Annotated in this window: 7 protein-coding genes; all 7 read right to left on the bottom strand. The window is 72.5% G+C overall.

Translation table 11 applies throughout. From position 1 onward, the window contains the following. Positions 1-191: 191 nt before the first annotated feature. The 7 genes from ACFRQN_RS19165 to ACFRQN_RS19135 all read right to left on the bottom strand — a co-directional run bounded on the left by ACFRQN_RS19165 (position 192) and on the right by ACFRQN_RS19135 (position 14,818). The gene (locus ACFRQN_RS19165) at positions 192-1,841 is read right to left on the bottom strand and encodes an NRAMP family divalent metal transporter (RefSeq protein WP_117490557.1); all 1,650 of its coding nucleotides are present in this window, start codon (positions 1,839-1,841) and stop codon (positions 192-194) included. A gap of 511 nt (positions 1,842-2,352) precedes the next feature. Continuing rightward, positions 2,353-4,698, bottom strand: a complete 2,346-nt coding sequence (locus tag ACFRQN_RS19160; RefSeq protein ID WP_380741283.1) for an FdhF/YdeP family oxidoreductase — start codon at positions 4,696-4,698, stop codon at positions 2,353-2,355. Between the two features lie 142 nt (positions 4,699-4,840). Further along, complete coding sequence (locus ACFRQN_RS19155; protein WP_380741282.1) at positions 4,841-5,761, bottom strand: LysR family transcriptional regulator; 921 nt, start codon at positions 5,759-5,761, stop codon at positions 4,841-4,843. Continuing rightward, the gene (fdhD, locus tag ACFRQN_RS19150) at positions 5,762-6,637 is read right to left on the bottom strand and encodes a formate dehydrogenase accessory sulfurtransferase FdhD (RefSeq protein WP_380741281.1); all 876 of its coding nucleotides are present in this window, start codon (positions 6,635-6,637) and stop codon (positions 5,762-5,764) included. Then, a complete protein-coding gene (locus ACFRQN_RS19145; RefSeq protein WP_380741280.1) occupies positions 6,625-7,968 on the bottom strand; it encodes an MFS transporter in 1,344 nt (447 codons plus the stop codon). The genes fdhD and ACFRQN_RS19145 overlap by 13 nt, the downstream gene beginning before the upstream one ends. 240 nt (positions 7,969-8,208) lie before the next feature. Then, complete coding sequence (locus ACFRQN_RS19140) at positions 8,209-8,691, bottom strand: GreA/GreB family elongation factor (RefSeq protein WP_380741279.1); 483 nt, start codon at positions 8,689-8,691, stop codon at positions 8,209-8,211. 166 nt (positions 8,692-8,857) lie between these two features. After that, positions 8,858-14,818 carry a hypothetical protein gene (locus tag ACFRQN_RS19135; protein ID WP_380741278.1) on the bottom strand — a complete coding sequence of 1,987 codons (5,961 nt, stop codon included), beginning with the start codon at positions 14,816-14,818 and terminating at the stop codon, positions 8,858-8,860. Between the last annotated feature and the right edge of the window lie 11 nt (positions 14,819-14,829).

Raw genomic sequence — 14,829 nt, 5'->3', positions numbered from 1 at the left:
GAGCCGGGGCGGCCCGGAGGACGCTGTTGTCGAGGGGGCTCGCCGCCAGGCGTCGGCCGACGGCGGCGAGGGTGGAGCGCAGTCGGCCCCGGTCGGTGGACGGACGGGTGGGCCGGAAGACGGCGACGATGGTCATGGCAGGTCACCTCCGTGACGGGACAACGGGCAGGGCGTGCGCGGAGCCGGTCGGCTCAGTGGTTCAGCGCGGTCTGGACGATCTTGACGACGACCATCGCCATCGCGATCAGCAGGTAGGCGCGCAGGGCGCCCATGCCGACCTTGCGGGCGGTGGACAGCACCGGCTTGTCGAGGGTCTCCAGCGGGGGCATCCGCCAGTTCTCCCGGCCGGTGCGGTCGACCGGGTCCTCCTTGGTGCCGCGGCGCCCGAAGGTGAAGAAGTACCCGGCGACGAGCACACCGGCGACGCCGCAGCCGGCCATGATCCACAGGATCGCGTCGGAGCTGATGTCCGGCCAGACCACGGCGGCGGTGAGGATCAGCGAGAGCATCACCAGGACGCCGACCACCGCCGAGGTGAAGGCGTTGGTCCTCGGCCCGTTCGTCCAGGGCCCCAGTACGGCGCGGTCGTTGCAGAGCAGCAGCAGGAAGACGGTCGCGGAGGGCAGCAGCACCCCGGCCAGCACCTGGACGAACTGGGTCATCAGGCCCTGGGTGTAGTCGGTGGAGAGCAGCGTGATCGCCGCCGCCGCGACCACCAGGCCCGCGTAGATCCCGTAGAAGCCCTTGGCGCCCTTCACCCCGCGGTGCAGCGAGTGCTTGATGCCGAAGACGTCGCCGATCGCGTACGCGGTGGACAGCGACACCGCGAAGGCGCCGATGATCGAGGCGTCCAGCAGGGCTATCGCGAACAGCACGCCGGCCAGGTGCCCGGCCTTGTCCTCGATGCCCCGGGCGACGGCGGCCGCGTCGGAGAACTGGCCGAAGCCGTCGGTGCCCGCGAAGGCGGCGGCGGTGAGGCCCATCATGGCGGCGGCGCCGACGATGACGATCACGATGCCGATCCAGAGGTCGGCCTTCTCGTACTTCATGAAGCGCGGGGTGATCCGCTTGTCGATGACGTACGACTGCTGGAAGAACAGCTGCCAGGGCGCCACGGTGGTGCCGACGATGGAGACGATCACCAGCATCACGGCCGCGAGCTGACCGGACCCGCCCGGCATGCTCGGGACGACGAAGTCGTGCGCCATCTGCGAGGTCTTCGGGTGCACCATGAAGTAGATCGGCACCAGCAGCAGCGAGCCCAGGCAGAGCGCCACGGCGACCCGCTCGAAGCGCCGGAACGAGCCGGTGAAGGCCGAGGCGATGATGATTCCGGCCGCCAGCACCACCGAGGCGGCCTTCGGCAGGCCGAGGTACCCGGCCGCGAGCGTGACCCCGATGAACTCGGTGACCAGGGTCAGCGCGTTCAGCAGGAAGAGGTCGATCACGCTGAACGCGCCCCAGAACTTGCCGAAGCGCTCCAGGATCAGCCGGGCGTGCCCGACCCCGGTGACGGCGCCGAGCCGCAGCACCATCTCCTGGTTGACGTAGAGCACCGGGACCAGCATCAGCAGGGTCCACAGCAGCTGGGTGCCGTAGTTCTGCCCGGCTTGCCCGTAGGTGGAGAAGGCGCCGGCGTCGTTGTCGCCGACCATCACGATCAGGCCGGGCCCGATGATCGCGAGCAGGGTCTTCAGCCGCGCCGACAGGCCGTGGCGGGGCGTGGTGTCGTCGAGCCGGATGGTGCCGAGCGCACCCTTGATGTCGCCGACGTGGGCGTCGTCCAGGACGGCCGAACGCGGCTCGGGGACCGTCGAGTTGAGAGTGGCGTGGGTGGTCATGGTGGTTTCCTCCCTGGGCCCCGGACAGGCGGGGCGGTTCGGAGGCAGGCGGCAGCGCTCCCTGCAAGCGGACACGGCGCATCGGCGCGCGGCTGCGCGGCCCGTACGGAGGTGTGCGGGCACGGCGGAGCCGCGTGCGGACGTGGCGTGGACGTCGTGGCTGACGGATCGTCAGGACGTGGTGCAGGGAAGGTTGTTACCGCATGCCGGAGGTGTACGAGGGCAAGCGGGGGTAGGGGCAACTGTGGCCCGGACTACTGCAATCCATGTCTCTCGCCTCCTCCCGGCCGGCGCACCCCGTGGTGCGTGTCATCGACGCGGCAAGGAGTTCACCGGCCCGCGCAACGCGACCGCCGGTTCACCCCAACTCGTCAGAGCTTAGTCCCGTCCGGAGGTGATACTTGCGCACTTGGTTAAACCTTTACCTTTGGCGGGTGCTCCGGGTGCTCCGGGTGCTCCGGGTGCTCCGGGCGTTCCGGTCGCTCCGAGGCGCTCGTCCCGGTCCTCCGCTTCAGGACTTCTCGACCGTCACCTTCAGGTGCTTCATGATCGGCTGGTCGCTCTGGGTGCTGTAGTCGCCGATCGCGCACAGCACGTTCAGCTCCGGCATGTACCCGGCCGCGCAGCCGCGCGGGATGTCGTACGGGACGGCCAGGTAGCCGTGCACCGAGCGGGTGCTGCCGTCCCGGGCGGTGCTGGTGACGTCCACCCGGTCGAACTCGGCCAGCCCGCGCTCGCGCATGTCGTCCCGGTTCATGAACACCAGGGTGCGCAGGTTCTTCACGCCCCGGTAGCGGTCGTCGTCCGAGTAGATGGTGGTGTTCCACTGGTCGTGCGAGCGCATCGTGCCCAGCGCCAGGGTGCCCGCCCCGGGGACGACGTCGGGCAGCGGGGCGGCGGAGAACTCGGCCCTGCCGGAGGGGGTGTCGAAGACCAGCTCGCGGGCCGGCTGCTTGATCCGGAAGCCCAGCGGCAGCCGCACCCGGCGGTTGAAGTCCTCGAAGCCGTCCAGGACCCGGGCCATGGTGTCGCGGATGCGGTCGTAGTCCTCGATGTACCACTCCCACGGGGTGGCGCTGTCCGGCAGCGCCGCGCGGGCCATCCCGGCGACGATCGCGGGCTCGGAGAGCAGGTGCGGCGAGGCCGGGCGCTTCATGCCGACCGACAGGTGCACCATGCTCATCGAGTCCTCGACCGAGGTGGACTGCACCCCGGCGCGCTGGTGGTCCTTCTCGGTCCGGCCCAGACAGGGCAGGATCAGCGCGGCCCGCCCGTGCACCAGGTGGCTGCGGTTCAGCTTGGTGCTCACCTGGACGGTCAGCTCGCAGGTCTCCAGGGCCTGCCGGGTGTACGGGGTGTCCGGCGCGGCGAGCGCGAAGTTGCCGCCCATGCCGACGAACACCGTGACGTCGCCGCGCCGCATCGCCTCGATCGTGCCGACGGTGTCCAGCCCGTGCTCGCGCGGCGGCTCGATCCCGCACACCTCGGCGAGCCGGTCCAGGAACCCGGCGGCGGGCCGGTGGTCGATGCCGCAGGTGCGGTTGCCCTGGACGTTGCTGTGCCCGCGCACCGGGGAGGGGCCCGCCCCCTCGCGGCCCAGGTTGCCGCGCAGCAGCAGGAGGTTGACGATCTCCCGGACGGTGTCCACGCCGTGCTCGTGCTGGGTCACACCCAGGCACCAGCTGAAGATCGAGCGGTCGGCCTCCCGGTAGACCCGGGCCGCCCCGAGGATGTCGGCCCGCTCCAGCCCGCTCTGGCGCTCGATCTCCTCCCAGGGCGTGGCCAGGCAGATGTCGCGGTAGGCCTCGAAGCCGGTGGTGTGGCGGTCGATGAACAGCCGGTCCAGCGCTCGGTCGTCGGCCGCGGACTGCTCCAGGACCGCCTTCGCCATGCCGCGCAGCAGCGCCATGTCGCCGCCGATCCGCGGCTGGAGGTTCAGGGTGCTGGTGCGGGTGGCCCGGTTCAGCGCCATGTCGGTGAAGTTGTGCGGGATGATCGTCCGGGTCGCCGCCGCCTCGACCAGCGGGTTGATGTGGACGACCTGCGCGCCGCGCTTGTACGCCTCGGCGAGCGAGGTGAGCATCCGGGGCGCGTTGGAGGCCGCGTTGACGCCCAGGATGAACAGCGCGTCGGTGACCTCCCAGTCCTTGAGGTCGACCGTCCCCTTCCCGGTGCCGAGCGAGGCCTGCAGCGCCCGGCCGCTGGCCTCGTGGCACATGTTGGAGCAGTCGGGCAGGTTGTTGGTGCCCAGCTCGCGGGCCAGCAGCTGGTAGAGGAAGGTCGCCTCGTTGCCGAGCCGGCCGGAGGTGTAGAACGCCGCCCGGTTCGGGTCGTCCAGCCCGCGCAGGGTGCGGCCGACCAGGGCGAACGCGTCCTTCCAGCCGATCGGGACGTAGTGGTCGGTGTCCGGGTCGTAGACCATCGGCTCGGTGAGTCGGCCCTGGTCCTCCAGCGCGAAGTCGCTCCACCCGGACAGCTCGGTCACCGAGTGGGCGGCGAAGAACTCCCGGCCGACCCGCTTGCGGGTCATCTCCCAGGTGACGTGCTTGATGCCGTTCTCGCAGATGTCCAGGTGCAGGCCCTTGGTGTCGTCGGGCCAGGCGCAGCCGGGGCAGTCGAAGCCGCCGTTCTCGTGGTTCATCCGCATCACCGCCCGCGGCCCGTCCAGGTACGCGCCCTCGCGGGCCAGGAAGCGGGTGACGCTCTTGGCGGCGCCCCAGCCGGCGGCCGGGTGGTGGTACGGCGCGACGTGGGGCGGCCCGGCGGGGGAGGGGCCGACGTCCTCCTGCGGCTCCCGCGGGGGCTCCTGCGGCTGCTTCCGCGGGGGAGTGGTGGCGGCGTCGTCGGAGGTGGTCACGGTACTCGCCTTCCGTCGCACGGGTCGGACAACCGGGGCTGGGTCGAGGCTATGCCGGGCGGTCGGGGCGCGCGCGTCGAGCGGCCGCGGGTGCCGGGCCTCCGTGCCCAGGGTCCGTGCGTCCGGCGTGTGCGCCCGGTGGTCAGGCGCTGCCCGGCAGGCTGCCGAGGACGGCGGCCACCTCGGTGCGCCGGGCGACCTCCAGCAGCGCGCGGGCCATCACCGAGCCGGGCTCCCGGGCGGCGGTCACCAGCCCGATCGGCGCGCTGTGCACCGGCTCCGCCAGCGGGACGGCCCGCATCCCGTGCGGCACGCCGAACACGTGCAGCCAGGCGTACGGCACGATGCTCGCCCAGTGGCCGGTGCGGACGTGGGCGAAGAGCGAGGCCACCGAGTCGGTCTCGACCCGGGGTGTCGCCTCGAGGCCGAGGCCCGCGAACACCTCGTCCAGCACCCGGCGGCCCTGCATGCCCGGGTGCAGCAGGCACAGCGGCAGCCGGGCGGCCTCCTCCCAGGTCGCCCGGGGGTGCCGGGCCAGCTCGTCGGCCGGACCGGTCAGCAGGACGTACCGCTCCTCGTAGAGCGGGAGCGCGCGCAGGTCGTCGGCGCCCGGTCCGGGCAGGTAGGTGATGCCCGCGTCGATCTCGAAGTTCCGCACCTGGCGCAGGAGTTCGTCGGATCGCAGGTCGGTGGACAGCTCCACGGCGGCCAGCGGGTGGGCGGCGCAGAACGGTCCGGTGAGCAGCGGGACGGCGCCCGAGGCGGTCGGCACCGAGCCGATCCGCAGCCGTCCGGCCAGGCCGGTGCGCAGCGCGTCCACCTCGTCCCGCAGGGCGTCCCGGTCGGCCAGGATGCGCTGCGCCCACAGCACGATCCGCTCGCCCTCGGGCGTCAGGCCCTCGTAGCTGCGCCCGCGCCGCACCAGCAGCACCTTCAGCTCGTCCTCCAGCTTGCGCAGGGCCTCGGAGAGCGCGGGCTGGGAGACGTGGCAGGCCTGGGCGGCGCGGGCGAAGTGGCGCTCGCGGGCGAGCGCGACGAGGTACTCCAGCTGGCGGAAGAGCATCTACCGGCCTTCCTCCCGGACGGCGGCCTCGGCGTCGGTTCGGACGTCCGGGCCGACGGCGATCCGGTCCGCGCGGGTGTAGACGTTCATCGACTCGCCGCGCAGGAAGCCGACCAGGGTCAGCCCGGTCTCCTCCGCGAGGTCCACGGCCAGCGAGGACGGCGCGGAGACCGCCGCGAGCAGCGGGACGCCCGCCATCACGGCCTTCTGCACCAGCTCGAAGGAGGCCCGGCCGCTGACCATCAGCACCGTGCCGCGGGCCGGCAGCAGCCCCTCGCGCAGGGCGTGGCCGACCACCTTGTCCACGGCGTTGTGCCGGCCCACGTCCTCGCGCAGGCAGAGCAGCCGCCCGTCGGCGTCGAACAGCCCGGCCGCGTGCAGGCCGCCGGTGCTGTCGAAGACCTTCTGGGCGGCGCGCAGCCGGTCCGGCAGCGCGGAGAGCAGCGCGGGGGTGACGCGCAGCCCGTCCTCGGCGACGCTCCACGGCGCGGTGGTGCGCACCGCGTCCAGGCTGGCCTTGCCGCACAGGCCGCAGGAGGAGGTGGTGTAGAAGTTGCGCTCCAGCGAGGCGTCGGGGGCGGGCACACCGGGGGCCAGCTGGACGTCCACCACGTTGTAGGTGTTGCCGCCGTCGGCGGTCGCGCCGGCGCAGTAGCGGATGCCGGCCACCTGCCCGGCGGCGTGCACCACGCCCTCGCTGACCAGGAAGCCGGCCGCCAGGTCGAAGTCGCTGCCCGGGGTGCGCATGGTCACCGTCAGCGGGCGCCCGCCGACCCGGATCTCCATCGGCTCCTCGGCGGCCAGGGTGTCGGGACGGTACGAGGGCGCGCCCTGGCGCAGGCGCAGCACTCTGCGGGGTACGGTCACTCGGCCCATGGCGGTCGGCTCCTCGGTGGTGTGCTGGCGACGGACTGTACGGATGCATCCTCGCGCGTCGGCGGCTCCGGGTGCTCCCCGGCCGGCAGGTGGCGGCGGCTGTGGGCGGCGGTGACCGCCAGGCAGAGCAGGCCGACGGCCGCCATGGCTGCCAGCAGCGCCGGGTAGGAGGCGTGGCCGGCGATGCCGGCGAGCAGCAGCGGGGTGAGGAAGCCGCTGGAGGTGGTGCTCTGGTAGAGCGAGGCGGAGGTCGGGCCGGAGGCGTGCGGGTCGGGGGCGTGCCGGGTGAGCCGCTCCACCTCGTGCAGCCCCGCGCCGAGCGTCAGCCCGTACCCGATGCCGAGGACCACGGCGGCGGCCACCACCAGGCCCACCGAGTCGCGGGCGGCGGCGACGGCGCCGAGCAGCAGCCCGGCGATCACGGTGGCCATCGCGGTGAGGGTGGCCCGGGCGCTGTCCGCGTCGTCCAGCCGGGCGGCGAAGGGCTGGGCGACCACGCCGGTGGCCAGGGTCAGCGCCGCGACCAGGCCGCTGAACAGCGGGGCGTAGCCGGGCACCCGGTCGGCGACCAGCGGCGGCAGTACCACGTACGCCACGGTGGCGGCGCCGAGCACGGCCGGGCTGGCGGGCAGCACGACGTAGCGGAACCGGGGGTGGCGGACGGCCGCCGTGCGGTGCGGGGGAGTGCCGCGGCCCGGGGTGCTCTCCGGCTTGCCGTCCGCCCTGGCCCCTGCCCTGACCCCTGCCCTGACCCCTGCCCTGGCCTCCGGCTTCGTCTCCGGGAGCCCGCGGGTGGCCCGCAGCACCAGCAGGCAGCCCAGCGCGTGGGCGAGGGCGGGCAGCACCGTCGGGCCGGGCAGCCACTCGGCGAGCACCCCGGAGGCCAGCGCGCCCGCCGCGAAGCCCGTACCGGTGGCGTACATCGCCCGGCGGGCCGCCCGCTCGGGCGGGACGGCGGGCCCGGAGAGCTCGCGCAGCCAGGCCGTCCCGGCCAGGAAGACCAGCCCGGCCGCGAAGCCGGTGGCCAGCCGGGCGGCGTACACGGACGGCTCGTCCGGCAGTGCCAGCACGACGCTGGCGGCGGCGGACAGTCCCAGCGCGCCGCGCACCGTCCGCCGCCGGCCGTACCGGTCGGCGGCGGGCCCGCCCAGCAGCAGCCCGGGCACCAGGCCGACCAGGTAGACCGAGAACATCGCGGCCAGCGAGAGCGCCGACCAGTCGGTGCGCGCCCGGTACACGGTGGCCAGCGCGGTGAACTGGTTGGCGCCCCAGGCGGCGACGGCGACGGCGGCGGCCGCCGGGAGCCAGCGGGCGGTGCGGGACGGGGGCATGCGCGCGCTCTGCTCGGTTTCTCTACGGGTGCTTTCCGGGGGCGGGAATTCGCTGGGAATTCGCGGTTCCCCGATTCCCGTCCAGTGTCCGGCAGGCCATCGCGGCACGTCAAAGAGGCAACACGACTGAGCCGATAAGCCCCGCCTATCAACAGTCACGCGGATATCCGCCGATATCCCGGCCCGTTTCCCCCGGAATTCCGACCGGAATTCGACCGTGCCGCGCTGTGCCGTGCCGCCTCAGCCCGACTGCGGGCCCGCGTCGGCGCCCACCGACAGCACCACCGCGCTGGCCGCGCCGGCCGGGGTGTCGTAGTTCACCGTCTCCCCGGCGTGCCGCCCGAGCAGCGCCTTCCCGAGCGGGCTGTCGAAGGTCACCAGGGTGAGGTCCCGCTCCTCCGCGATCTCCGAGATCTCGACGGTCTCCTCCGTGCCGTCGTCGAACCGCACGTTCACCGTCGACCCCACCCCGACCACCCGCGCGGACGGCTCCCCGGCGACCTCGGCCTCGCGCAGCCGCGCCTCCAGCTCGACGATCCGCCGGTCCAGCCGCGCCACCTCCGACGCCCGCTGCAACTCGTCCGCCGCGTCCGCCCGGTCCCCCACCGGATCCACCCCGCGCAGCGTCGCGGCCACCTTCCCCCGCTCCACCCGCAGCTGCGCCAATTCCTCCCGCACCGCACGCAGACCCTCGGCACTGATCGGTTCCGGCCCACCGCTCATCCCAAGCTCCCGGGGCTGCTCGTCACACACTCGAACACCGGCCGTTTCCCATTACCCCACCACCCGCACCCCCGGGCAACTCCTCCGCCGGATGATCCCGGATCGGCTGCACCGGACCCGAACGGGCCGCCCACGTCGGACGGCCCGCTCAGAAGGGATCACCGGATCAGCGGCGCGACCAGCAGCTGAACAGCACCGGTTCCAGCCGCAGCCGGCTGCTGTCGCGGTCGAAGGCCTGAAGCGCCTCCAAGCAGGTCAGGACCCACTTGGCATCGGACACGTCCAGTCCCGCCAGTTCGATCCAGGCGAGGGCGTCCGCTTCGTCGACCCAGGTGGTACCGAACTCCTCGGCCATCGCGCAGTAGCCGGCGGCGACCAGCGGATCCGCGGGGAGTCCGACGTCGTCGAGGAACTCCGCGATGAACTCCTTCTGCTGGAGGTCGTCGTGCAGCAGCTTCAGGGCCTCGTCCTCGTTCCCGAAGCGGTTGTGCAGGCTGATCGCCCGGTCCAGCAGGAGGGGCCAGCCCCCGGTGAGTTCGAGCAGCCGGGTCACTCGTTCCGCGGTGAAGAGGTCGGTGTGCTGTGCCCACGTCCGCAGGCTGCGCTGGTCGTGGCGGCGGAGGAAGACCGCGACCGAGTCGACCACTTCCTGATCGGCCAGCAATTCGCGCCAGAGTTGCAGTTGGTGGAGTCCGAGGATCAGGACGACGGCCCGGGCGACGTCTGCCCGTTCCGGTATGGCGGTACGGGCGAGTGCCACGGCCTCCCGGCAGGTGTCCTCGCCGGTGTGCTTCTTCGCCAGGTCGCTGACGATTACCCGTCGTTCACCGGGCTGGCCGTCGGCGAGGGCCTGTTTGAAGACCGCCGGACGCCCGATCGGCGGGAGGCTCCAGCCCCCGACCCGGTCGGTGACCGACCGCAGCGTCCGTTCCACGTCACCGACGCCGGTGGCGGGCGTGCCGAAGACCACCCGGGTCTGGTTGACGCGGCCGGCCGCCAGAAGGTCGTCCACCTGGGTGACGGTCAGCGGCGAGGTGCGCTTGTCGGGCAGTTCCGGCCGGCCTTCGAGGACGATGGTCTCCTCCAGCTCACACTCGTCGGAGGCGGTGAGCAGGCGGTTCTCCACTTCCTGGGCGGTGCCGATCATGCGGAGGGCGTTCGGTCCGCGCAGGTGCCAGCCGCGGCCGTCGTGGTTCGGCGCGAGGATGCCGAGGCCGACCATCTCCTGCAGATAGGCGCGGAAGCCCTCGCTGTCCAGGTCGGCGAACCCGTGGGACCACCAGCTCGCGCACTCGTCACGGAGCTCGGCGTCGCTCAAGCGGGTCTCGAGGCCGTAGTCCCGGGCGTGGCGGGCGAGCACGTTTGCGATCACGTCGTACCGGTCGTCGAGCGTGAGGGTGTCCTTGAACGCCGCGGTGATGTCGGCCCGCAGCGAGGGGTCCGACTCGACCGCCTCGACGTCGGTCACGGAGATGGCGTAGGGCGGTGCGCCGGCGTCGCCGCGGCTTCGCCGTTGCTGCATCACCTCGACCAGCCTGCTGCCGAACATCTGCAGCAGGAAGGGCTGGTACGAGCAGTAGCCCAGTACCCGGTTGACCAGGTCGACGTCGACGAATTCGAAGCCGAGGGCACGCATCGGGTCGACCAGCAGGTCGGCCGCGAACTGCGGTGCGAGCGGGCCGACGACGGTCGGCGTCTGCGCGAGGTGGCTGAACGGCCCGTTGCGGGCCAGCCGGGTGAAGCGCTGGACGGAGTGCAGGCCGGCGAAGACGACCTTCATCCGGCCGGGCGTCTCCGTGCACAGCCCGCGCAGTCGTCGGGTCTCGGTGCAGTGCGGCACGTCCGCCTCGAAGAAGCGGTCGCACTCGTCCATCAGGATCAGCAGCCGCCGGCGCGGCTCGGCGTTGAGCCACTTCTTGATGCCGGAACGGACCCGCTCGTAGGGGTCGGTCTCGGCCTTGCGGCGGGGTTGGTCAAGGACCTTCTGGTCCGTCAGCTCACGGTCCAGGACGCCCCAGATCGTGTCCGCACCCAGCGCGGTGCCCTTGCCGATGTTGTGGTGGTCCAGGTTGAGGTAGAGCTTCTGGTGGTAGTCCGGCTGCTGCTCGGCGAAGCGGTCCCCGGCATCGTTGAGCAGGGCCGACTTGCCGAGGCCACGCCCGCCGAAGATGATCTGGGTGCCGTCCGGGTCCAGGATCTTCTTTCGTTCGGCGTCGCGTCCGTAGAACATCTCCCGGCCGATGCGCCCGCGCTTCTCCCGGATGTACGGGTTCACCCCGGAGAACGGCAGCAGCGTCTCGGTCGCCACACTGACCTGCCGGTTGCCCTGGGCCGCGAGGTAGGCGAGCGCGGAGTCGTCGACGACCATCAGCGGGGCGATGTCCACCGATGCCGCGGCGAGTTCGGCCCGAGCCTCGCTGTTGAGGGTGCCGAAGTAGGCGACCAGCAGGCTCTCCTTGCTGGGTTCCTGGGCCACCCGGCTGAGCAGCAGCTGGGCCGAGGGCCTGCCCCAGATCATCAGGACGCGGAGCCGGCCGGCCTGTTCCTGGATCTTGGAGCCGAAAACCGGCGCCCAGGCGCGGCCGTTGATCGCGACGTCGAGCATGTCGACGAAGCGGTACTCGACGCTGCGCGGGAGGCTGTTCAACGGCACCGCGAGCTTGGCCTCGTAGCCGAGGAGGTTGAGTACGAAGCGCATGTCCCGCGGGTCGGCACCCAGCCGGTTCTTCGGCAGGGTGGCGCCGAACCGTTGCCACGTCTCCAGCGCCCTGGCCGCGCGCTCGGCCTCGTCCGCGGACAACCGGGTGTAGTCGAGTGCGGTCAGAGCCGGGTGCCGATCGCGGTCGCGGACCGACTGGACCAGTTCGGCGGTGATCCCACGCCCGAGTCCGTCCGGGACGGACGGGAAGAAGCCGGCGAGATGGGACTCGCCGGACACGATCTCGGGAACGGGTTCGCCGAGTTCGAGGAAGTACACGAGGTCGGCGGCGGTGGCCAGGCCGTCGGTCGCCAGATGACGCAGCACCTGTGCGTGGTCTTCGTTGCTGACCTCGGGCAGCGCGTCCAACCGCGAGCGCAGCCGTTTGGCGGCCTCGTTGCGGAAACGGGGCAGGAGCTCCGCCACCTGGTCCAGGGTACGCCGGACCAGGATCAGCTCGCGCTTGCCGCCTTCCTCGGCGTCGGGCTGCGCCACCGCGAGGAGTTCCTGGAGATTGACGTCCTGATCGTCGGTGAGGGCGCCATCGGCCTGTGCCCGTCGGAGCTCCGCGACCAGTTCGCCGTGTCGGACGAGCAGTTCCTCTCGGCGCCGCTGTGCGGTCTCGAACAGGTCGGTGCGGCGGGCGGAGGGGAAAGCGGCCGGGGCGCTGTCCAGCAGGCCCTGTTCCGCGAGGTCGAGAATGCGGTGCGCGGCGCCGAAGGCGTCCTCTTCCTCCTGCAGTGCCAGCGCCTCCGCCCAGCTCCGGTCTTGGGCGTCGAGCAGCGCGGCCACCGTCGGGTGCTCGCCGGCGACCAACGGGATCTTGAGCAGTTCCGCGTCGATCGTCTCGTTCGCGTCGAGGCCGGGCGCGCCCTGCGGGTGGACCGGGCCCCGCTCGACCTCGGTCAGCAGGGCGTCCAGCGAAACGCGTGCGATCCAGGCGGAGGCGGAGGTCAGCGCGTCGGTCGATCGTCCCCGGATCCCGTCGAGATCGTCCAGGGTCTGCTGCCGCCCGGCGAGCAAGGCCTGCCGCATGGCCGCCGTCTCCTGCCGAGCCCAGTCGATCTCGGCCGTACGGCCCTGTTTGATGGCCGCACTGACGTCGAGCCAGGACTTGGCGCAGTCCGTGCTCCGTTCGACCAGGTGCACGAGGTCCTGACGTCCGGAACCCTGCAGGGCTCGGGCGCTGGTGACGCGTAGCTCGCGGTCCATCCGGTCGATCTCGGACTGGATGTCGGTGAGCCGGGACAGGCGGTCGACGGCCTCCCGGGCCCTCGACTCGGCCTCCGGCGAGTCCTCGACCAGCGCGTGCAGGAACGAACCGAGCATCCCATCCGGCGCGAGCCAGCGCTTGGCGATGGTGGTGGCCCGGTTGAACCGGAGCCTCGGGGGTTTCAACAGGTCGCGTCCCTGCTGGACGACCTCGCGCAGTCGACTCTCGGACTCGGACACGTCCGCCGTGGCGCTCAGGGGCTTGGTGAACGCCAGGGCGTTGCCGAGAGTCGGATCCGCGACCGCGATGGCCAGCGCGGCGAGGCCGTCGGGCAGCCGGGGGGCCAGGGCCTTCAACTGAGCGCCGGCCGCGTACTCACCGGTCACCAGCGAGGCGCGGAGCAGCGCGGGCAGCACGAGCACCTCGGTGTTCTCGAAGGCCCTCGTACCGAAGGTCTCGCAGTGCTGGAGCGCCTTGACGAAGGCCTGGGAACCGCCGGCTGCCCCCGGCTTGAGTGCGGCGCCGGCGGCGGCGAGGCGCAGGGAGGCCTGTTCCGCTCCCGGTCGGTCCGCGGCCCGGGCCAGGTGGAAGGCGAGACCGAACCGCCCTTCGGTGACCAGGCGGGAGATCGCGGTCATCACCTCGGCGCTGGCGTCGGCGGGCACCGGGACGGCGGACGCGGCGGGTTCCACGGACGGGGCGGTGACCGGCTGCCCGCTCGTGGCCTCGACGACGAGGTCCGCGACCACCGGTACGGCGGCCGGTTCGACGCGGGGCGGGGTCCGCTGTTCCCGCACCGGTGCGGCCGCCGGGGCCACGAGGTCGGGCTCCGGCTCCGTCCGCGGGGGCGGTGCGGTGACGATGTGCGGGGTCGGGCGGTCGGTCCGGCGGGGTGCGGGGGGTATTGCGGAAGGGACCGGCTGCTCGGGGATGGGCGGGGCGCCGGGGAGGGACAGTTCCGTGTACAGCAGGGCCGCGACGGCACAGGTCGGAAGAGCCGCACCGATCTGCTGCTGGCGGTGCATGATCTCGCTCGGCGAGGCCGGGGATCCCGGTCGTTCGCGGAGCCGTACGAGCTCGACGAGGGTGCCGAGTGCTTCGGCATCGGTTCGCTCGGCGTCGTCCCAACGCGGAGCGGCGAGCGCGGCGCGGGCCAGCGCATGGGCCGCATCCAGTCCGCCGGCGGCCGGGCTCCCCTCGGGACAGGTGACGGCCAGCAGGTCCACCAGGGCCGCGCGGGAGGACTCGTCGCGGCTGCGCTCGTCGAGGTGCGACCGCACGCACGCGGTCAGGTCGTCCAGCCGGTCGGGGACGTTCGGTACCCCCGCCGCAGCCAGGCTGTCCCGGACCTGCCGGAAGGCGCCGGCCAGCACGGTGACCGACCGGGTGTCCCGCTCGACGGGCGGGTACCCGGCGTCCAGAGCCGCTCCGATCCGGCGCGAGGCCTCCCGAGCGGCCCGCATGGCGGCCTCCAGCCCCTGATGCGCGGCCGCCAGGTCGGGCGTGCCGCTCGGCGAGGCTTCGTCCGGGACGGCGCCCGGCCGCCCGGCCTTCTCCTCAGGGGAGCAGCGCGCGGCCGGATCGGCGAACTCGCGCGGGGCGGGGACCGTCATGCCGGTCGGCGCGTCCGATGAGCCGTACACGTCGAACCCCGGGGTCGCCGCTACGACACCGGTGGCCGCCTCCAGGACAGCGTCCAGGAGATGCTGCTCCGCCTTGAATCCCAGCCAGCCGTGTTCGGCGGCCCAGAGCAGGATCCGGGCGTCGGCCGCCGAGGCGTTGCACCATACCAGCACGGCGAGCCGGGTGAGCGTGTCGCCCCACCGGGCCACGGGGTCGGCCGCCGCCCCCTCGGTGGAGTACGCCGCGGCGGCCACGTCGTTCATCACCCGGTACGTGAGCGTCCTGACCGCACAGAGACAGCGCCGGTGGCGAACGTCCCGCTGCATGCGGGCGAGCATGTCGTGACACAGGGCCTTCCCAGCCCTGCGGGGAGCAGCCAGCTTGATGCCGAGTTTGCCCAGCAGTCGTTGCCTCTTCTTCGGGGACAGAGAGTTGAAGGCCAGCTCGACCATGTCGGCGGTCACGTCCTCCAGGGAGTTCGCGACGGGTTGGTCGAGGGTGTTCAGAGCGTTCACCAGCGGCCGTAGGATGGCGATCGTGATTCCCGGTGGTGACAGCGGGGGCGTCAACACCGCCTCGTAGATGTCGTCCATGGATGCTCCGG

It is taken from the genome of Kitasatospora sp. NPDC056800 (assembly GCF_042789775.1).
Classification (GTDB): domain Bacteria; phylum Actinomycetota; class Actinomycetes; order Streptomycetales; family Streptomycetaceae; genus Kitasatospora.
This window is presented reverse-complemented; position numbering and strand designations above follow the sequence as displayed.